Genomic DNA, 18219 nt, shown 5'->3' on the forward strand with positions numbered 1-18219 from the left:
GGCAAACCGGGAAACACTTCCAGATGTGTTGTCCAGGGCTTGGGGGCGTGATGGGCAGGCAAGCGATATCCGCGGGGGCCGTAGCGGTGCTGGTGCTGACCGCCGGGTGCAAGGCGGTGACGGTGGACGCGGACGGGGCGCCCTCCGGCACGGACGGCAGGCCGAAGGCCGCGGCCACCCGGCCGCCCGCCGAGCGGACCCCGACGGTCCCGCCCCCGGCGCGGACTCCGGAACCCCACGGCACCCCTCCTCCCGTCGCGACCGCCGCCCCGCCGACGCCCCGTCCGATGACGCTCATGCGGGCGGGCGACCACGGCGGACAGGTGCGGGAACTGCAGGCCAGGCTGCGGCAGATCGCCTGGTTCTTCGCCACCCCCTCGGGGACGTACGGGCCCGCCACCGTCAGCGCGGTCAAGGGCTTCCAGGCCAAGCGCGGCCTGCCCCGCACCGGCGACGCGGACACCGTCACCCTGGGCAAGCTGCACGACATGACGCGCGAGCCGACGCGGCAGGAGCTGTACGCGGGAGGCGGGATGCCGCCCGCCCCGCCCGACAAGCGCTGCATGACCGGCCGGGTCCTGTGCATCGCCAAGAGCACCCGCACGCTGACCTGGATGATCGACGGCAGGGCCGTGTCGACCATGGACGTGCGGTTCGGCTCGCAGTACACGCCGACCCGCGAGGGCACCTTCAGCGTCTACTGGAAGTCCCGGCATCACGTATCGACGCTCTACGACACGGCCATGCCGTACGCCCTGTTCTTCAGCGGCGGCCAGGCCGTGCACTACTCGTCGGACTTCGCGGCCCGTGGGTACAGCGGCGCGTCGCACGGCTGTGTGAACGTGCGGGACGAGAAGAAGATCGCGCGGCTGTTCGCCGAGGTGCGCAAGGGTGACCGCGTCGTCATCTACAAGTGAGAGGCGAAGGGTGGAAAAGCGGCGTGGGCGGGATCGGGGGAACGTATCCCGCCCACGCCGAGGGCACGGAGCCGAAGGTACGGGGGGAACCCCCGGCTCGTGCGTGGGCCGATGACCAGTCGGCTCACTTCATACTGCGCCGCCGTCCCGAAAAACGTCACACCCCGCGTCGCACCGGTGCGGGAAACCCCGCTGCGGCGGGTGCGAACGCCACGACAGCCACGAACCGCTACGACAGGTGCGGCAGCGCGCTGTACGAGCCCGTGGGCGTCGCCCGCGGGACGGACGGGGAGGAGATGGGCGGCACGTGGGCGCCTCCGGTGTCGCCGCCGCCCGAGCCGCCGCCGTCCTCGTCGCCGCCGCCCGAACCGTTCTCGCCGTCCCCGTCGTGGCCGCCGGGACCGCCCTGACCACCGCCACCACCCTGGTGGCCGCCACCCTGATGGCCGCCGCCACCCGAGCCGTCGAGGATCCGGCCGCAGAACGCCTCCACCCGGGCCGGCCCCTTCGCGGCCTCCTCCAGGCGCCGGCGCTTGTCGCCCTGCAGCTCACCGCTGCGGTAGGCGCGGCAGGCGGTCACCGCCTTGCGGTACCAGCCCCCGGCCTCGTCCCGGTGGGGCGGCCGGTCGCCGGCGGGCTGCCGCGGGGTCTCGGCGGGGGTCTCGCCGCCCGTCCCGGCACCGGGCGTGGTCTCGTCCGGGCCGGTCGTGGCTTCACCGGTCGGCTCGTCGCCGGGCTCGGTGCTCTCGTCCGTCTCCAGGTCCTCGCTCGGCTCGGGCGCGCCGCCCGACGCGGAGGCCCGCGGCTCGTCCGGGGTGGCGACGGGTGAGGCGGACGCGGCGGGGCCGGGTTCGTGGCGCGCGCCGAACGGCGAGGGCAGCACGCCCGTCCCGGCGGCCACGGCGACGCCGCCGATCATGCAGGCCGCGAGGGCCGCGGCGAGCCCGAAGCGGACGGGGCGCCCCCAGCGGCTGGGGGCGGGGCGGGTCCCCGCGCGGGCCAGCCGTACGGTCTCGTCGGCGGCGGCGCGGTGGGCGGCCGTCGCGTACGGCGCGGTCATCGAGCCGGCGCCCGCGCCCTGCGGGAGCTCCGCGCGGGCGGCCCGGAAGGCGGCCAACGCGGCGGCCTCGCCGGGGAGTTCGCCGGGTACGGGGTGGGCGGCGGCTGTGTCGGCGTGGGCATCGGCGCAGGCGGGGCGGTCGTGTCCTGAGCCCGCGGGAGCGGTCCGGCCGGCCTCGGTGAGAGGCTCGCCACCGGCCTCCTGCGGGGCGTCCGAGGCCGGGTTCTGCGGGGCCGAAGGGCCCTGGGCCGCCGGTGCCTCCGCCGCGCCGACAACCCGGCTCTGCTCGGCCAGCTCGGCCAGCGTCCGGGCGAGCCGGTCCGCCCGCTCCTGGGCGTGGAGGTCGATGCCTTCGAGGGGTTCGCCGCGCAGCAGACGCTCCGCCGCGTCGCGGTCCAGCCACCTGTGCTGCTCGTCGGCCATCACATGTCCTTCTGCGTCCGCGTACGCGATTGCGTCACACCGGCGGACGTCACCGCGCAGCCGCGCGGCTCTCTCTGTGGGGGTACGGCGCCGAGCGCCTCCTGGGGGTCGGCGCCCTGCGCGCCGAGCAGTTCGGCGAGGCGCTTCAGACCGCGGTGCGCCGCCGTGCGGACGGCCCCGGGGCGCTTGCCGAGGGTCTGCGCCGCGCTCTTCGCGTCCAGGCCGACGACCACGCGGAGCACGACGGCCTCGGCCTGGTCCTGCGGGAGCCGGGCTATCAGGGCGAGGGCCTCACCGGTGGCGAGGGACTCCATCGCCTCGTCGGCGGTGTCCGACTCGCCCGGTTTTCCGGTCAGCTCGGACTCGTCGCCGCCCACCGCGGGCCGACGCCCCCGCATGCGGATGTGGTCGAGGGCGCGATTGCGCGCGATGCGCGCCGCCCAGCCCCGGAAACGGTCCGCGTCCCCGCTGAAGCGTCCGAGGTCGCGCGCGATCTGCAGCCAGGCCTCGGAGGCGACGTCCTCCGCGTCCGGGTCGGCGACCAGCGTGCGTATGTATCCCAACAGCCGTGGGTGCACGGCGCGGTACACAGTCCGGAAGGCGGTCTCGTCCCCGTCCTGCGCCGCAAGCACCGCGGCGGTCAGCTCCGCGTCGTCCCCCAGCACTCTCACAATCCTGCCACTCGGAGATCTGCGCCCGGCCCCGGCGCGAAGCAGCACGCTACGGGCTGGGGAGGCCCTACGTCCATGTTTGTACAACGTGCAACTAGCGGGTGACAGAGTGCGGTGTGACAGAAAACGCACCCCCGGCGCTGAAGGGAGTACGGACCGCACGCGGTTCGTACCGTGTGCCGGCCGGGGCCTCTCCTGTGGGGGGTGGCGGCCCCGGCCGGTTCTTCGGTGGGATTCTTCGGTGAGCTCTGGAGCGGGCCGGCAGGAGAGCTCCCGGCCCGCCGCAGCCGCAGCCGCCCCGAGCCCGACCTCCTGCTGACGGGCCTGCCCCACGACCCCGACCGGACCTGGTACGCCCCCGACGACGTGCAGCTCGTCGTGGAGGTCGTCTCCCCCGAGTCCGCCCACCGCGACCGCACGGTCAAGCTCCGCAAGTACGCGGAGGCCAGCATTCCGCACTCCTGGTGCGTCGAGGAAGAGGACGGCGCACCGGCCGTCCACGTGTACGAGCTCGACGAACCGACCGGCGCCTACGCGCCCGCGGGCATCTTCCGGGGAACCCGCCGGCGCCCGCTCCCCTTCGAGATCACGCTCGACCTGGACAAGCTCACACCGCCCCGGAGCAGTTGAGGGCCGGAGCGGTCGAGAGCACCCTGGTCCGGGCGGAGGACGGCGTGCTCAGACCTCGAAGAGGGAACCGTCTCCCGGGCCTCCGGGGGCGAACTCGGAGATGTCGAGTGTGCGGTCGGCCGGCGGGGTCTTCGCGTGGACCGGCTCGTCGTACTCCGAGAAGCGCAGGATCATGGCCTCGCCGTGCTCCACCTGGCTGACCGCGACGACGTACGGCTTGCCCTCCGCGGCCACGTACAGGGTCGTCCGCTGCCCGTTCTGCCGGCCGGTGACCGGGATGACTTCCCGGCCGTAACGGTGGGTGCGGTCAAGGGTCTTGAAGGTCTCGCCCGGCTTCGGCGCGGTGGGCATCTCGGCCGTGAAGGCGTCGAGGTCGCAGGCCGCCGGGCCCGCGGCCTGCGCGGAGCCCAGGGAGGAGCCCTCCGGCACCTTCAGGTACTTGCCGCGCGCGAGCGCCGCCCGCTCCCGGGCGCGCGCGCCGGACTCGGGTCCCCGCCGGGCCGCCATCTCGATGATCGCGTCGAGCGTCGCGTCGCTGTAGCGCGCGTAGGCCGCGTCTCCCTCGACGACGAGGAGCTCGCCGCGCATCACGGGCCCGCTCGCGAAGGTGCCCTTGCAGTTGCCGTCGCGGTCCACCCGCAGCGAAGCCTTCTGCGTGCCCTTGGCGGTGGTCATGTCGACGCCGATCCGCACCGAGTCCGCGTCCCTCAGGAGCCGCATGCCCTCGACGGCAAGCTCCTTGCCGCGCCGCTCGTCCGCGGGGACGACCTCTTCGAGGGTGCCGCCGGAGTACGACGCCCGGCCGTCCGTACCGCAGGACGCGAGCACGCCCACCGCGAGACAGACCGCACCGGTGCGTATCCAGCCCCTGTTCGCCCTCATCCGGCGTCCCGTAGGACGCCCCGACCGAGTCCCCACCCGTACTCCCACCCCAAGCCCCACCGCCGCGACAACCGCACCACTCTCACATGAGCCGGCGCACCGGCCCGCCCATCCGCCCCACCCGATGGATGCGTCATACATCACGCGACAGATCACCCGCCCCGCTACAACCCTTTGGCCCCTCGAGCAGTCGTACGAACTCGCTGAGTTCACCTGAAATTCGCTGAGGGGTGGGGCAATTGAGGCCGCGCAAAACGCGTGAAAAGGCGCGTACCACGCACGCGTACCGACCGTTGAGCCTGAAGCGCCGGGCGTGGCTGACCATGGGCGCCGTCGTCCTGGGCGGCGCGGGGGCCGTGACGTACGCGATGGCCGGCCCCACCGACGGGCCGGGGCCCGGCGTCGATCCGCGCGCCAGGCGGGCGCCGAGCGTGCACGATCTGGCGCTCCAGGGAGAGGGTGCCCAGAAGCGGGAGCTGCCGCGCACGTCGACCGGGCAGTTCTCGCTGCTCGGCGTCTCGTGGGGCGGCGCCGCCACGGAGCTCGAGGGCACCGCGCAGGTCCGCACCCGCGCCATCGGCTCCGGCACCTGGACCGGCTGGCGCTCCCTGGACCTGGAGACGCACCCGGCGGAGAAGCCGGAGGCAGGCACGCGCGCCGCGTCCGATCCGCTCTGGGTCGGCCCGTCGGACGGCGTCGAGGTCCGCGTCGTCGCGGCCGACGGCACCGCGAAGTCCGGGCTGCCCAACGGACTCGAGGTCAACCTCGTGGACCCGGGCGTCACGGCCAAGGAGGCCGCGAACCCGTCCCTCGACGGCGGCTCCGGCTCCGGCATGGACCCGGCGGCCTTCGCGGCCGACGAGACCCCCGACCCCTCCGGCAGCCCCTCCGGCACCCCGTCGAGCTCCGCCCCGGACCCCGCCCCGACCCGGCCGACGGCACCGCCGTCCACCGTCACCCAGCCGCCCGTGGTGAAGCGGGCCGCCTGGGGCGCCGACGAGTCCCTCGTCAAGGACCCGCCGGAGTACCTGGAGAAGGTCAAGGCGGTCTTCGTCCACCACACGGTCGGCAGCAACGACTACAGCTGCGCCGAGTCCGCGTCGCTGGTCCGCGGCATCCTGACGTACCACGTGGACGTCGAGAAGTGGAACGACCTCGGCTACAACTTCCTCGTCGACAAGTGCGGCCAGATATTCGAGGGCCGCGCCGGCGGCATCGACCTGCCCGTGCGCGGCGCGCACACCTACGGCTTCAACGGCGACTCGGCGGGCATCGCCGTCCTCGGCGACTTCGAGGGCGACCCGGCGGCGGAGAAGCCCGCGGGCAGGCCGACCCGCGCCGCCCTGGAGTCGGTGGCCCGGGTCGCGGCGTGGAAGCTCGGCCAGTACGGCGGCGACCCGGCCGGCAAGGTCACGCTGACCGCGGCCGACGACACGGGCGTGTGGAAGAAGGGCGAGCAGGCCACCCTGAACACCGTCTCCGGCCACCGCGACGGCTTCGCCACCCTGTGCCCGGGCAAGAACCTGTACGCCAAGCTCGGCGAGATCCGCCGCTACGCGAGCACGCCGGGCCGCAACTCCGCGATCCCGTCCGGCGACTACAACCGCGACGGCATCGCCGACCTGATCGCCGCCACCCCGAAGGCGTCGTCGTCCCGCGGCCGCGTCACGGTCGTGCCGGGCGGCCTCGACGGCCCGGTCGGCGCGTCCCGCATCTCCCTGACACAGGCCAGCGCGGGCGTCCCCGGCTCCTCGGAGACCGGCGACGGCTGGGGCGCGGCCACGGCGTGGGGCGACCTGAACGCCGACGGATACGCGGACCTCGTCATCGGCGCCCCCGGTGAGGACGACAGCGCGGGCCACGCCGACCGCGGCGCGGTCACCATGCTGTACGGCCCGAAGTTCACGTCCGGCACGGACATGCAGCTCTCACCCGACTTCCACTACCCCGGGGCGAAGTTCGGCTCCGCGGTGGCCTCGGGCGACTTCAACGCCGACGGCAGGGCCGACGTGTTCGCCGCGGCCACCGGCACGGGCGGCTCGTGGGCCGCGCGGCTCGACGCGGAGCACGAGTCGGGCGGCAGCCTCACCTCGGGCGACACCGCCATCGCCTACCCCGACGCCGCGTCCGGCGACTTCAACCGCGACGGATACGCGGACGTGGCGCTGACCTACCGCGACCAGGCGGGCAAGGGCAAGGTCGCCTGGTTCCGCGGCGGCCGCTCGGGGCTGAGCCGGGTCGGCGTCCTGTCCGTCCCCGGCGGCCGGTCCGTCGCGGTGGGCGACGTCAACGGCAACGGCTACGACGACCTGGTCATCGGCCAGCCGTACACGGCCGAGTCGGGCGCCTACGCGGGCGGCCAGGTCACGGTGGTCCCCGGCACGTCGACCGGGTTCACGACGACCGGCATGAAGACGGTCCACCAGGCGACGTCCGGCGTGCCCGGCGCCGCCGAGGCGGGCGACGCCATGGGCTGGTCGGTCGCGGCCGGCGACTACAACGGCGACGGGTACGCGGACGTCCTGACCGGCGCCCCCGACGAGGACATCACCCGCGCCGAGAAGAACCGCAAGGACGCGGGCACCTCCCTCCTCCTGAAGGGCTCCGCCTCCGGCCTCACCGGCACGGGCGCGAAGGCCTTCTCGCAGGACGAGCCCGACGTCCCCGGCTCCACGGAGTCCGGTGACCGCCTCGGCTCGTCGGTGACCCTGGCGGACATCTCCGGCCACGGCCGCGCGGACCTGGCCATCGGCGCCGAGGGCGAGGACACGGGCGACGGCACCATCCTCCAGCTGGACAGCGGCAGTTCGGGCAGCGTGCCCGGATCGAGCGGCGTCTACTACGGCCGTACGCTGCTGGGGACGCCCGCGGGCGCTCGGCTGGGTCAGGCGCTGACGCCGTGACGCTGACGCCGTGACGCTGACGCCGTGACGCTGATGCCGTGACGCTGACGCCGTAGCGCTGATGCCGTAGGGCCCGCACCGACGCGCCGCTCCCCCGACCCGGGGGCGGCGCGTCGGTGTTCTCCGGGTTCACCCGGTGTCGCTGGGCACCCGGCAGTCCTCGGGCTGCGGCCTGCCGTTGGGCCAGCCGATGCCGACGAACTCCAACGCGCGGGTGACCGGGTCGAGTTCGACGACGGCCACCGGCTTGTCGTAGGCGTTGCCCGCGTTGGTCAGACAGATCCAGCCGCTGGTCCCCACGACCTTGTTGACCGCCTCCAGGCGCTGCCACATGTCGGAGACCCGCTTCAGGGGCGGCACCGTGCCCTCGGTCTGGGCGTTGGCGAGCAGCACCGCCTTGGCGATCGTGCGCACACCGTCGTGGACCAGCATGGTGCGGGAGTCCTCCAGGCGGACGGGGCCGATGTCGCCCGCGGAGCGCCGGGTGATGAGCTCGCGCAGCGCGCGCAGCTCCTGCTGGGGCTGGGTGAGATGGGCGGGGCGGCGCTTGCCGGTGTCCGTGCGGCGCAGCTCCCGGTCCCACGCGTCGGGGTGCCCGGGGGCCGCGTACTGCACGGTGACGGCGGGCTCCTTGCCGTCGCCGCCGCGCAGCCTCGCCCAGTCGTCGGCCTTCAGGTAGCGGTCGAGGGTGGCCGATCCGGAGCCGCTGATGACCGTGTACTTCTTGCCCCGGCACGGCACCTCGGCCAGCTTCAGGGCGAAGAGCCTCAGGTGGACGGGGCGGCCCGCGAAGTAGACGTACCGCGCGGAGGACTGGCAGATGTTCTGGGCGATGAGGGAGAAGTCGTTGCCGGTGTCGCCCTGTTCGGTGATCGAGGGCGATTCGAAGGTCTGGTCCTTGGGTCCGGGCGGGCCGTCCTCGTCGCGGCTGAAGGCGGCGGCCAGCGAGTTGTTGTAGATGTCGTGCGGCCGTTCGTCCTTGACCAGGACGGTCTGCTCGTCCTTGAGCTGCCCGTGGAAGCTGGCCAGCGCGTCCGCCTGCTGGCGGTTGGTGGGGATGATGCGGGCGAGGCCGGGATAGGGGTCCTTGCCCGCGGTCTTCTCCGGGTTGGCGAGGCCGTCGGCGCTGACGCGGCTCGCGAGGACGGGGATGTGCAGGTCGTGGGTGAGGCGCGCGATGGCCTGCTCGGTGGCGTCCAGGCTGAGGTTGAAACCGGTGACGGCCCGCAGGTTGTCCTTCTTGTCGTGTGCCATCTCCGCCAGCTGGTCGACGACGCGGGCCTGTTGTCCGTACGCGTCGCCGGGGTTGGCCAGCACCAGACGCAGCAGCGGTGTGCTCTCCGCGCGGTTGGCCCGGTACTGGGCGAGATAGGCGCCCTGGACCTCGCTGCGGAGCTGTTTGCGCTCGGCGGCGATGTCGGGCTGGAGCGGCAGCATCAGCGCGACGGTGACGTGCGGCTTGTCGCCGACGACGCGTTCGTTCTCCCGTGCGATGGCCCGGGCCACCTTGTCGATCTCCGGGGTGCCGAAGGCGTATCCGGTGCCGTTGACGCCGATGCACTCGCCGGCGTGCCGCTCGACCCCGGCGGCGCAGCTCTCCGCCGCGCCGACCGGCGGCAGGAACAGGTACAGGAGCACACCGGCGGCCGCCAGGCCGAGCAGCGTGAGGATCCTGCGCATCCAGTTGGCCAAGAACGTGTTGTACAGCCAGTTCCCGAACTGCCTCAACGCTGCCCTCCCTCTGCCGTGACGCCTCGTGCGGTCCGGCCGGCCGGCCGGACCGCTGTGCCCGTCGGGGCCGGTCTCAGCCGAACCCGATGTGCTCCGTGCACACGCACCGCTGGAGCGGCTGTTTGTCCTCGGCCCGGTCGCCCCAGTCGCGGGCCATCCGGATGAGGAGCGCGGCCCCGTCCGCCGCCCTGGCCACGTCGGCGCCCTCGGGGCCCTGGTCGCGGACCGCGTCGTCGGCGATCCGCGCCAGCTCCTCGCTGAGCTCGCGCAGCGGTCCGCGCAGGACGCCGGGCACGATCTCCTCCAGCGGCCGGGTGCGGTCCTCGGTGAGCCAGACGGCGTGCAGCAGCCGGTCGATCTGGCGCCGCCGGGTGTCGCCGCGCACCTGCCGCTCGCCGAGCGCTCGGGCGTAGCGGTCGTCGGGGGCGCCGACGAGGGCGGCGTCCGCGATGGCGAGCAGCTCCGCGCACCACTCGTCGGTGGGGCGGGTGTGGAACGCGTCGGCGAGGTGGCGGGTGACGAGTTCCGCGCCGTCGGAGGCGAGCAGATGGTGCATGCGGTGCGCGGCGGCGGTGACGAACAGCGGGTCGGGGTGGCGGTCGCCCAGGTCGCGGTAGTGGGCCTGGAGCAGCGCGTGGTCGGCGTGCCAGGCCGCGCCGCCGTCGCGCAGCCGGTGCAGCCTGCGGGTCAGCAGCCGGCGCAGGCCGAGGTCCGCGATGAAGTGCCGGGGGCAGCGCGGCCAGCCGGTGTCCTCCAGGAGTTCGGCGATGCGGTAGGCGTTCAGCTGCTCGGTGCGCCCCTCCTGCACCGCGCGCATCAGGGTCTGGGCGCACTCCACGTCGTGCGCGACGGAGAGGTGGGTGAGCAGGTCGAGCCAGTGGGCGCGGTGTTCGGGCGGCAGCTCCTCGGGGCGCTGGCGGACGACGAGTTCGTCGACGAGGACGTCGGCGACGGCCCGGTCCGCGACGGGGTGGCCCCGGTCGTCCTCGCCCGCGGGCACCCGGGCGTCCAGGATGGCCCAGTCGGTGCACGCGTCGGGCGTCGGGAACGCCGTCGCGGCGGCTGCCTCGCCGAGCCGGGTCACGAACAGCGGCCGGCCGCCGCTCAGCCGGTGCACACCGCTGTGGACGCGCAGCCGTACGGCGTTGTCGAGCGGGTCGTGGCCGCCGCGCAGCCGGCTGAGCTCGTCCCGCTGCCGGTCGCGGGTGAGGACCGGCATGCGTACGAGGAGGACGCCCCGCCACAGCGGCGCGTGGTCGGGGACGCCGCCGGCCGGGCGGTGCCACTCGGGCAGCGTGCCGGTGAAGGGCTGCCAGCTCGCCACGGCGTCGTGGCGGGAGCCCGCCCGGTGCAGGAAGCGGCCGCCGTCCTCGCGGCGGGCGGTGGCGAAGATGACGAGACGGTCGTGGTGCCCGCGCTCCCGGTCCTCCAGGGCGGGTTTCACCAGGCGCCGGCCCAGGACGTTGTCCGCGTGGTCGAGGAGCAGGGCGGGCCGTCCCACCCGGGACATCCGGCCGCGCACGGAGAGGTACGCGGCGTCGATGTCCTGCCGCAGCGCCCGGAAGAGGAATCCCTCGGCGGTCCGCCGGGCCTCGCCGCCCTGCTGGAAGTCCTCGCCGAGCGCCCGCAGTCCGGCCGCCGGGTGGCCGCCCGCGCCGGGGTACTCGCCGTAACAGGCGGTGAGGGCGGCCCTGCCCTCGGCCGAGACGCGGGCGAACAGGCCGTCCAGCAGGGCGTTGAGGAAGGGCCCGGTCAGCGGGTTGCCGACGAGCCCGGCGACGTATCCGACGTAGTTCCTGGCCGTCCCCTTCAGCACGCCGCGCCAGAAGGAGCCGGGCGGCAGGAGCCCTTCGAGCCGGCTCACCTCGTCGACCAGCGGCGCGGGCCTGGCGAGCCGGTCACTGGCCGCCACGGCCGCGAGACCGGCGTAAAGGCGCGGCACGGCGATCCCGCCGCCGTCACCGCCCCAGTCGCCGTACTGCAGCGCGATCTTGCGCAGTACCTCGGTCATCTCCGAACGGCTGCCGGGCCGCGCCTCGGCCTGCTCCCGGCAGTCGGTGAGCGCGCAGTCGACGTGGGCGACGGGCACGCGCGGCCCGAAGCGCCGCCGTATGCACCGCAGAAGCCGCCCTTTGCCCATGCCGGGGCCGCCGACGAGCAGGACGACGGGCAGGTCGGGCCCGTAGAGCGGTTCCCTTTTGCGCCCGGCCGCGGTCTTCCCGAGCAGCCGGGCGATCAGGCCGCCGTCGTCCAGCAGCTCGTCGAATCCGAGTTCCTCAGGCACGGGCCGCTCCGTGGCCGTGACGGCCGGGTCGCCGGATCAAGGCTCGTCAGGTTAACGAAGGGGCGGGAGTTTGGGGAGAGTGCGCAAGTGGCTTTGCCGGGGGGCGAGTTGACCAGGGCGGGAGGGGAGATCGCCGCCGGGTGCGCGGAAGCCGCCGTGCACGGCCGGAAACATCTGCACGCCGCGGGGTGACGAGGGCGAAGCGGCCACCGGCAGGCCCGACGCGCTCAGCGGCCGGGACCGGCTCCGGCGCGACCGCGGCAGCCGTGAAGAGCCCCCCGGGGCGACCGCCGCGGGGGGCTCCGACGGGTGCTCGTCCGGCGGCGTCGCGGTGCTCCGCACCTCCCGGGCCAGGCGCCGCAGGCCGCGGTACGTGGCGGACCGCACCGCCGCCGGACGCTTGCCCAGCACCCGCGCGGCGGCCGGACCTTCCAGGCCCACGATCACCCGCAGCAGCACCGCCCTGCCCTGGTCGGGCGGCAGGGTGGCGACCAGATCCAGGACGTGCGCGGTCGAGAGCGCCTCCAGGGCGCGGGCCGCCGTGTCGTCGGCGGCCGGCATGTCGGCCACGTCCTGCTCGGCCGGCGCGGCGGTCCGGGGCCTGGTCCGCTGCCGTCGCAGATGGTCCAGGGCCCGGTGCCGCGCGACGGTCGCGGCCCAGCGGCGGAAGTCGGCGCCGCCGCCCTGGAACCGGGGCAGATCGCGGACGATCTGCAGCCAGGCCTCGGAGACCACGTCCTCCGCGTCGTCGCCGACGCGTGCGCGCACGGAGCCGAGCAGCCCCGGGTGCACACACCGGTAGACATGGGCGAAGGCCGCCTCGTCCCCCGCCCGCGCCTGCCCGAGCGCCCGCGTCAGCTCCTCGTCGCCGGTCGTCGGACGGCGATGTCCCGCACCCTGCGCCACACTTTCCTCTTCCCCCCGTCGACACCGCCCACCGTGCCCGTGCCCGCCGCGCCCCCGCGTCCCGCACTTTTACGGCTCACTCTGCCGCAGTTCCCCTTAACGGAAGAAGGCTTTATATCTCCCGGCGGCGATATCCCGCCGCCGGATTTTTCACGCCGCGTTGCGCGTGCGGCCGGGCAGTGTGAGGTAAAAGGCCTGGAGGGACGGTTCGGAGCCTTCCGTTCCGCCCCGCTCCAGGCAATTGACGACCTTGCCGAGGGGATTCCAGATCCGGCCGTCCGGCATCCGGACGCCGACGGACTGCCCGAAGAATTCCCGCTGTTCCCCGTCGAAGTCGACCCACACGGCGCCGGCCCGGCGCACCAGCACTTCCCCGACATAGGCGCCGAGCCCGAACAGCGTCCCCGCGATCTCACTCCGTTCGCGGCCTCCCCGACGAAGTCCGTCGACGAGGAAGTCGACGAGGCGAAGGCTGGCGACGGAGAAGTCGAGCGGCAACCGGTTCCCCGCGGTCGCGCGGGCCACGAACTGCCGTGCCCGGCCCCGCATCTCGGCCGCTGTCGGCGTCCGCTCTCCCGCACCGTCCATGGTCCCCATCCCTTCACCCCCGCACCCGCGAGAGCACACGCGTGCCCTCGTTCCACAGAGCGCGGATCCGCGCCGCGCCGTGACGGCTTTCGGGCGTGTCCCTTGTCACGCGCCGGACGCCGCCCTTCCCGTACAACCATTCAGCGGGTTCACGCGTCGGGCGGATGTCCCTTTTATTCCACCTCTGGTGAACCGGGACCCCGGTGTTGTATAACCAGCCGGATTTGACGCTCACCCTCATGCGCTGGGGGCGGGCGCGCTCATGAGGTGGGGGAGATGAAGGGCGAAAGCATGAGGGACGTCGAGGAAAGCGGTGGCTTAGCAGAATTCCGACCGGGGGAAGTCGGCCCGGGGGTCTTGTCAGGCGACCTGTCGGGGGGCCCGGGGGAAGTCGTCGTGCCCGAGGATCCCGACGATCCGACGGTGGTCGGGGAAATCCCGGACCGCCGCGTGGTGGTCGTCGGTGCGCTCCTCATCGGTGTCTGCGCCGCATTCGTCGCCTACGGGTTTCTCGGCGGCGGTGGCGACGACGACGGCCCCGGCGGCACCTCGGAGGACCGCCCCACGCACACCGCATCGGCGCCCCACCGCGTCACGGACACGAGCGTGGGCGTGGGCCCGCACGCGGACCGGAGCCCCTAGGCTCCCCACCCCCGCGCCCGTCGCGAGACCACCGCCCGCAACACCCGGCGCCCCTCCGTCGATACGTCCAGCGCCTGGCGCAGCCCGCCCGCGGGGCCCGCGCCCTTGTTGCCGAGCAGCTCCAGGATCCGTACCTGGCGGCGGAGTTCGGCCGCGACCAGCGGGGTCATGCCGTCGGTGCGGCCCTCGCGGCGGGCGCTCACCGAGCGGGCCCCATGGTCCGGCGCGGTCTCCAGGAGGCGGTGGACCTGGAGCGCGGCGACGGAGCAGCCGTCGGCCCACTCCCGTACCTCCGGGCCCCCGTACACCGTCGGCACCGCGTCGAACATCCGCCGGGCGAGCGCCGCCGCCTCACCGGAGGCGGCACCGCCCTGCCGGGCCGGCTCCCCCGGCGCGCCGTCCAGCGCCGCGCGCGCCCCGGCCAGCGCACCGCCCCAGTCGCCGCCCTCCGCGAGCCGCGTCCACAACGGCCGCAACAGGTCGTCGTCGCCGCCGAGCACCGGAACACACCGGTCGAGGCAGGCGAGCCCGCTCGCCGCGAGACCCCTCTCGTCGGCCTGCGCGATCAGCTCCACCAGGCTCATGCTGTACGTCTCCCCCGTCCCGGACCCTGCACTGACCCTTACTGCGTGCGGCGGCCCCGGAACGTCACTGCGGGACCACGCCCAGCCGGTCGAGGAAGCGGAAGAAGAGTTCCTCGGCCGAGGGTTCGGCGTCCGCGTTCAGGACGTCGAGCAGCGGCCCCGCCGTGACCGTACGGCCCGACTCCGCCGCCCAGGCCACCGCGCGCCGCGCCGCGTCGCGGGGCTCCAGGAAGTAGTCCTCCACGGTCAGTTCGGCGTCGCCGAGGTAACCGGCCATGGCGGCGCGGTCCAGGCAGGTCGTCCACGCCCCGCTCTCGGGGGCGGCCGCCTCGACGACCACACAGTCGCTGTCCATCACATAGCCGAAGAGGGCGGGCGCGCCCGTCTCCTCGGCCAGCACGTTCATGTTCCCGACGTCCCGCGCGCCGTCGCCGCCCGGCACCTCCCACACCTGCCAGCCGTCGGACCTGCGGTCGAGGAGGGACAGCTCGTCCCGCACGGCGGCCACCGCCGAGAGCTCCGCGAGCGGCTGCTCGCTCTTGCCGACGACGTAGTACCCCCAGTAACCCATGGCGCGTCCCCCCGTGTGCTCGCACTGGACTTCGAGGCCGAATACACCACAGGCATCGGTGGTTTCGCCACCAAAAAGCCGAAATCAGGCAGGGTCGGGCGGTTCCGGAAGGGCGGGGTCCCGCGGCGGGCCCGACCTGGCCTTGTCGTCCTGGAGGCGGGTGAGGCGGTGCACGAAGACCATGGCGAGGACGGCCGAGGCGATGTCGACCACGTCGGAGAACATCAGGTTGCCGACGGCGTCCCTGATCTCGTCGGGCTCCTCGGCCTGCCAGTACGCCTGGGTGGACCACCGCCCGGCGAGGAGGTTCACCACCCACAGCGCCCACCAGGCGTTGAGCAGCCGGTGCGGCACCGCGCCCGCCCTCGGGTCGAGGATCATGGTGCGGTCGAGGGCCACCGAGCGCGGGCCGCTCGCGTCCCAGATGTCCACGGCGATCCGCCGCGGGAACCAGAGGTTCACCACGGGCACGAACCAGCCGCCGACGGCCCAGCCGCGCGTCTTGCGGTGGATGAACGGCTCGAACACCTCGGCGTTCACGCGCACCCGGTGGAACCAGACGAGGAACACGACGCAGGTCGCGAGCAGGGCCCCGGTCTGCAGGAAGCCGGAGGCGGCGTACAGCGTGTCGGCGCGGTCCGCCTCGCGCTCGATCCCGGCGCCGTAGTCGCCGGAGATCAGATCGTCCATCACCCCGCGCATCACCGTGCCCGCCCACAGCGAGTACAGGTCGGCGGCGATGGTGACGGCGAGCAGCGCGATGACGGCGCGGCTGAGGCCGACCGGCGAGCGCAGCCGGGCCGGGCGGCCCGACGGGCCGTACGGGTGCGGCGGATGGTCCTGGGACAGCATGACGGAGCGACCCCCCACGGGTGGTTCTCGAAGGACGAGCGGATCCGCCCGCGTCCCTCCCCAGGGCGCCGGCGGCTAACGGACGCTATCAGCGAGTTTCACGAAGTCGTTCCAGGACCGGGTGGGCTTGTCGGGGTCCCAGAGCTTCTGCACGGTGGCGGCCAGCGGAAGCCGGATGCCCTGCGCCACCTGCTCCTGGGTCTGCGCGCCCGCGAGGTCGCCCCACACGGCGAACGTGCCGCCGAGGATCTGGTCGTCGTACTTCCCGCTCACCGGCCGGGTGCCGCGGACCACCAGCGGGGTCCAGCTCTCGTAGATGCGCTGCCCGGTCGGGTAGCGGAAGTCGTTGGGCTGGCCGAGGACGTAGTAGAGGTACTCGTCGTTGTAGTTGGTCAGCTCGCGGCCCGCCTTCAGGTAGGCGTCGGGATCGCGGGCGCCGATCTCCTTGCCCGTCCAGTACGCGACCTCCAGGTCGTCGGCGGCCTTGGCGGTGCCGCCCGCGAAGAACCCGTCGTTCCAGGCCTTCAGCTTCTTGCCGAGCGGGCGCACGGTGTCGGCGCGGTCGTTGAGCCAGCCCGTCGCGAGGTCCTGGACGCGGGCGCCGGCGCCGTAGCGCTCGCGGGCGGCGGCGGCCAGCTGCGGGAAGGAGGACTCGGGGTCCTTCACCGTGAGGGCCTGGTACTCGTCGGCGCCGAGGTGCCAGTAACGGCCGGGGAAGAGCTCGGCGTACTCCTTGAGCAGATCGTCGACGATCTTCGCCGCCGCGGGCTCGGATATGTCGACGGCGCCGCGCGTGGCGCCGCCGCCGGCGTCGCGGAGCTGCAACGAGGGGTGCTTCGCGATGACGGCGCCGAGGTGTCCCGGCGAGTCGATCTCGGGCACGACGGTGATGTGCCGGCTCTCGGCCAGCTTCACCAGGCGGCGGACCTGGTCCTTGGTGAGGTGGTCGGAGGAGACGATCTCGGGGTGCGTATCCGACTCGACGCGGAACGCCTGGTCGTCGGAGAAGTGCAGGCCGAGCTGGTTGTACTTGAGGTCGCCGAGCTCGCGTATGCGGTCCTCGAGCCACTTCTCGTCGTAGTGCTTGCGGGCTATGTCGATCATGAAGCCGCGCTGCGGTTTGGCCGGGCGGTCCCGGACCTCGCCCTCGGGCGCGGTCCGGCCGCCGGCGACCTCCTGCTTGAGGGTGCGGGTCCCGTAGAAGACACCGGCCTCGGCGGGCGCGGCTATCCGCACCTGCTCGCCCTTGACGGTCAGCGTGTACGACTCCGAGCCGCCGTCGCCCTTCTTGCCGCTCTCGTCCTCGCGGTCCGTGAGCGCCAGCTCCACGTCACCCTTCTTCGGGCGCGCGTCCCCCCCGTACTCCAGCTTCAGCTCGCCGGCGAGCAGCCGTCCCTCGTCCGCCAGGTCCTTGTCGCGGACGACCACGCGGCCCTTGCCCTCGGCGGGGCGCCAGCCGGGGCCGCGGGCGGCGCTGTGCTCGCGTACGGCGGGGATGGTGTCCGGGGCCTTCGACAGCGGGTAGCTCTTCGAGGGGCTCGGCGCGGCGGCCGACGCGGACGTGCCGTCCGCGGTCGAGGCGCCCGACGGCCCGTCGCCGTCCCCGCCGGGCCAGAGTCCGACGGTGAGCACCACCGCCCCCGCGACGGCGACGCCGCCCGCGGCGGCCACCGGCCCGCGCCTCATCGGTCACCCCGCGGTGACCTGTCACCTCGCCGCGCGAGGGCGGCGTCCGCACCTGCAGTCAGAGCCAGAGCCATACCGCCACGCTACGACGACCTCTCCGCAACGGCGCGTCGGGCGGCCCGTCCACAAAACACAGCCAAACTCTCCCATTCGAGTGAAATTCGCTCATCCATCGGACAGGTCATCCCGCGCCTCGGTAGCGTGGCGCCACCCCCACACCGCTGTGCCCCACCCCTGCCGCCCCCTGCCCAGGAGCGCACGCTGTTCCCGCACCGTCTTCCCAGTCCCGTCCGTCCCGCCGCGCGCGCCACCCTCGCGCCGCACTTGCTGAACACCGCCACCCCGGCAGCGGCCGAGGCCGACCTGCTCACCTGCTGCGGCAGCCGCCGCTGGGCCCGCCGGGTCGCCGCCCACCGGCCCTATCCCGACCTCGACGCGCTGCTCGCGGCCTCCGACGAGGCGACGTACGACCTGACGCCCGCCGACCTCGCCGAGGCGCTGGCCTGCGAACCCCTCGGCCCCCCGGTCCCGCACCAGGGCGCCGGGCACACCACCTACACCGCGGCCCACACCGCCCTGCGCGCCGCCCACGCCGCGTACGAGAGCCGCTTCGGGCACTCCTTCGTGATCTGCCTCGACGACGTCGCGCCGGACGAGGCCCTGGACCAGCTGCTCTCCGGCATCCGGTCACGCCTCGGCAACGATCCGGAGGACGAGCGGGCCGTCGCCGCCGACGAGCTGCGCCGCCTCGCCCGGGGCCGGCTGGCCAGGCTCACCCTGTGCCAGGCCGCCGAACACGCCGCGGGACAGGCCCCGCAACACGCCGCCCGGGAGAGTCGCCCGCAATCGCGCCCCGATAGCCCGTACGTGCCTGTTTGATTGCCTGTTT

The 18219-nt window shown here is 73.9% G+C and carries 16 protein-coding genes; 5 read left to right on the forward strand and 11 right to left on the reverse strand.

Annotation, left to right across the window (positions count from 1 at the left end):
* Positions 1-50: 50 nt before the first annotated feature.
* The gene (locus ACZ6B8_RS04530; RefSeq protein ID WP_471606253.1) at positions 51-917 is read left to right on the forward strand and encodes a L,D-transpeptidase family protein; all 867 of its coding nucleotides are present in this window, start codon (positions 51-53) and stop codon (positions 915-917) included.
* A gap of 229 nt (positions 918-1146) precedes the next feature.
* Here the strand turns inward: ACZ6B8_RS04530 and ACZ6B8_RS04535 are convergent, their stop codons facing one another.
* On the reverse strand, positions 1147-2400 hold the full coding sequence (locus ACZ6B8_RS04535) for a hypothetical protein (RefSeq protein WP_471606254.1): 1254 nt from the start codon (positions 2398-2400) through the stop codon (positions 1147-1149).
* Positions 2400-3065, reverse strand: a complete 666-nt coding sequence (locus tag ACZ6B8_RS04540; RefSeq protein ID WP_471084894.1) for an RNA polymerase sigma factor — start codon at positions 3063-3065, stop codon at positions 2400-2402. The genes ACZ6B8_RS04535 and ACZ6B8_RS04540 overlap by 1 nt, the downstream gene beginning before the upstream one ends.
* Positions 3066-3299: 234 nt before the next feature.
* Here ACZ6B8_RS04540 and ACZ6B8_RS04545 point away from each other — a divergent pair, with 234 nt between their 5' ends.
* Complete coding sequence (locus ACZ6B8_RS04545) at positions 3300-3701, forward strand: Uma2 family endonuclease (RefSeq protein ID WP_471606255.1); 402 nt, start codon at positions 3300-3302, stop codon at positions 3699-3701.
* A gap of 48 nt (positions 3702-3749) precedes the next feature.
* On the opposite strand, the gene ACZ6B8_RS04550 is transcribed toward ACZ6B8_RS04545, so the two are convergent.
* Complete coding sequence (locus ACZ6B8_RS04550; protein ID WP_471606256.1) at positions 3750-4583, reverse strand: hypothetical protein; 834 nt, start codon at positions 4581-4583, stop codon at positions 3750-3752.
* A gap of 293 nt (positions 4584-4876) precedes the next feature.
* On the opposite strand from ACZ6B8_RS04550, the gene ACZ6B8_RS04555 reads away from it, so the two are divergent.
* Entirely contained in the window at positions 4877-7486 is a 2610-nt protein-coding gene (locus ACZ6B8_RS04555; protein WP_471606257.1) for an FG-GAP-like repeat-containing protein, read from the forward strand.
* Between the two features lie 129 nt (positions 7487-7615).
* Here ACZ6B8_RS04555 and ACZ6B8_RS04560 read toward each other — a convergent pair whose 3' ends face one another.
* The 4 genes from ACZ6B8_RS04560 to ACZ6B8_RS04575 form a co-directional block, all read right to left on the reverse strand.
* Positions 7616-9214, reverse strand: coding sequence for a type 1 periplasmic-binding domain-containing protein (locus tag ACZ6B8_RS04560; RefSeq protein ID WP_471606258.1), 1599 nt, complete (start codon positions 9212-9214; stop codon positions 7616-7618).
* Positions 9215-9290: 76 nt separating this feature from the next.
* The gene (locus tag ACZ6B8_RS04565) at positions 9291-11501 is read right to left on the reverse strand and encodes a hypothetical protein (protein ID WP_471606259.1); all 2211 of its coding nucleotides are present in this window, start codon (positions 11499-11501) and stop codon (positions 9291-9293) included.
* A gap of 51 nt (positions 11502-11552) precedes the next feature.
* Positions 11553-12407 carry an RNA polymerase sigma factor gene (locus ACZ6B8_RS04570; RefSeq protein WP_471606260.1) on the reverse strand — a complete coding sequence of 285 codons (855 nt, stop codon included), beginning with the start codon at positions 12405-12407 and terminating at the stop codon, positions 11553-11555.
* Between the two features lie 150 nt (positions 12408-12557).
* Complete coding sequence (locus ACZ6B8_RS04575) at positions 12558-12995, reverse strand: hypothetical protein (protein ID WP_471606261.1); 438 nt, start codon at positions 12993-12995, stop codon at positions 12558-12560.
* 396 nt (positions 12996-13391) lie between these two features.
* On the opposite strand from ACZ6B8_RS04575, the gene ACZ6B8_RS04580 reads away from it, so the two are divergent.
* Positions 13392-13637, forward strand: coding sequence for a hypothetical protein (locus tag ACZ6B8_RS04580; RefSeq protein WP_471606262.1), 246 nt, complete (start codon positions 13392-13394; stop codon positions 13635-13637).
* On the opposite strand, the gene ACZ6B8_RS04585 is transcribed toward ACZ6B8_RS04580, so the two are convergent.
* From ACZ6B8_RS04585 to ACZ6B8_RS04600, 4 genes are all read right to left on the reverse strand, one after another.
* A complete protein-coding gene (locus tag ACZ6B8_RS04585; protein ID WP_471606263.1) occupies positions 13634-14221 on the reverse strand; it encodes a hypothetical protein in 588 nt (195 codons plus the stop codon). The two genes, ACZ6B8_RS04580 and ACZ6B8_RS04585, sit on opposite strands and share 4 nt — an antisense overlap.
* Before the next feature lie 64 nt (positions 14222-14285).
* Positions 14286-14792 (reverse strand): hypothetical protein, encoded by a 507-nt coding sequence (locus tag ACZ6B8_RS04590; protein ID WP_471606264.1) that lies wholly within the window; start codon positions 14790-14792, stop codon positions 14286-14288.
* A gap of 84 nt (positions 14793-14876) precedes the next feature.
* Positions 14877-15644, reverse strand: coding sequence for a DUF4328 domain-containing protein (locus tag ACZ6B8_RS04595; RefSeq protein WP_471606265.1), 768 nt, complete (start codon positions 15642-15644; stop codon positions 14877-14879).
* Positions 15645-15719: 75 nt separating this feature from the next.
* Positions 15720-17330, reverse strand: coding sequence for a beta-N-acetylhexosaminidase (locus ACZ6B8_RS04600; protein WP_471606266.1), 1611 nt, complete (start codon positions 17328-17330; stop codon positions 15720-15722).
* A gap of 261 nt (positions 17331-17591) precedes the next feature.
* Between ACZ6B8_RS04600 and ACZ6B8_RS04605 the strand changes: the two genes are divergently transcribed.
* Positions 17592-18209, forward strand: coding sequence for a 2-oxo-4-hydroxy-4-carboxy-5-ureidoimidazoline decarboxylase (locus ACZ6B8_RS04605; protein WP_471606468.1), 618 nt, complete (start codon positions 17592-17594; stop codon positions 18207-18209).
* Positions 18210-18219 lie beyond the last annotated feature (10 nt).

It is taken from the genome of Streptomyces sp. NPDC041122, from assembly GCF_055592445.1.

What these genes read in the sequence shown, in the direction of transcription:
- ACZ6B8_RS04550 (WP_471606256.1), bottom strand. Translation starts at nt 4,583, where the DNA reads ATGAGGGCGAACAGGGGCTGGATACGCACCGGTGCGGTCTGTCTCGCG.
- ACZ6B8_RS04530 (WP_471606253.1), top strand. Translation starts at nt 51, where the DNA reads ATGGGCAGGCAAGCGATATCCGCGGGGGCCGTAGCGGTGCTGGTGCTG.
- ACZ6B8_RS04585 (WP_471606263.1), bottom strand. Translation starts at nt 14,221, where the DNA reads ATGAGCCTGGTGGAGCTGATCGCGCAGGCCGACGAGAGGGGTCTCGCG.
- ACZ6B8_RS04595 (WP_471606265.1), bottom strand. Translation starts at nt 15,644, where the DNA reads ATGCTGTCCCAGGACCATCCGCCGCACCCGTACGGCCCGTCGGGCCGC.
- ACZ6B8_RS04575 (WP_471606261.1), bottom strand. Translation starts at nt 12,995, where the DNA reads ATGGACGGTGCGGGAGAGCGGACGCCGACAGCGGCCGAGATGCGGGGC.
- ACZ6B8_RS04600 (WP_471606266.1), bottom strand. Translation starts at nt 17,330, where the DNA reads ATGAGGCGCGGGCCGGTGGCCGCCGCGGGCGGCGTCGCCGTCGCGGGG.
- ACZ6B8_RS04535 (WP_471606254.1), bottom strand. Translation starts at nt 2,400, where the DNA reads ATGGCCGACGAGCAGCACAGGTGGCTGGACCGCGACGCGGCGGAGCGT.
- ACZ6B8_RS04590 (WP_471606264.1), bottom strand. Translation starts at nt 14,792, where the DNA reads ATGGGTTACTGGGGGTACTACGTCGTCGGCAAGAGCGAGCAGCCGCTC.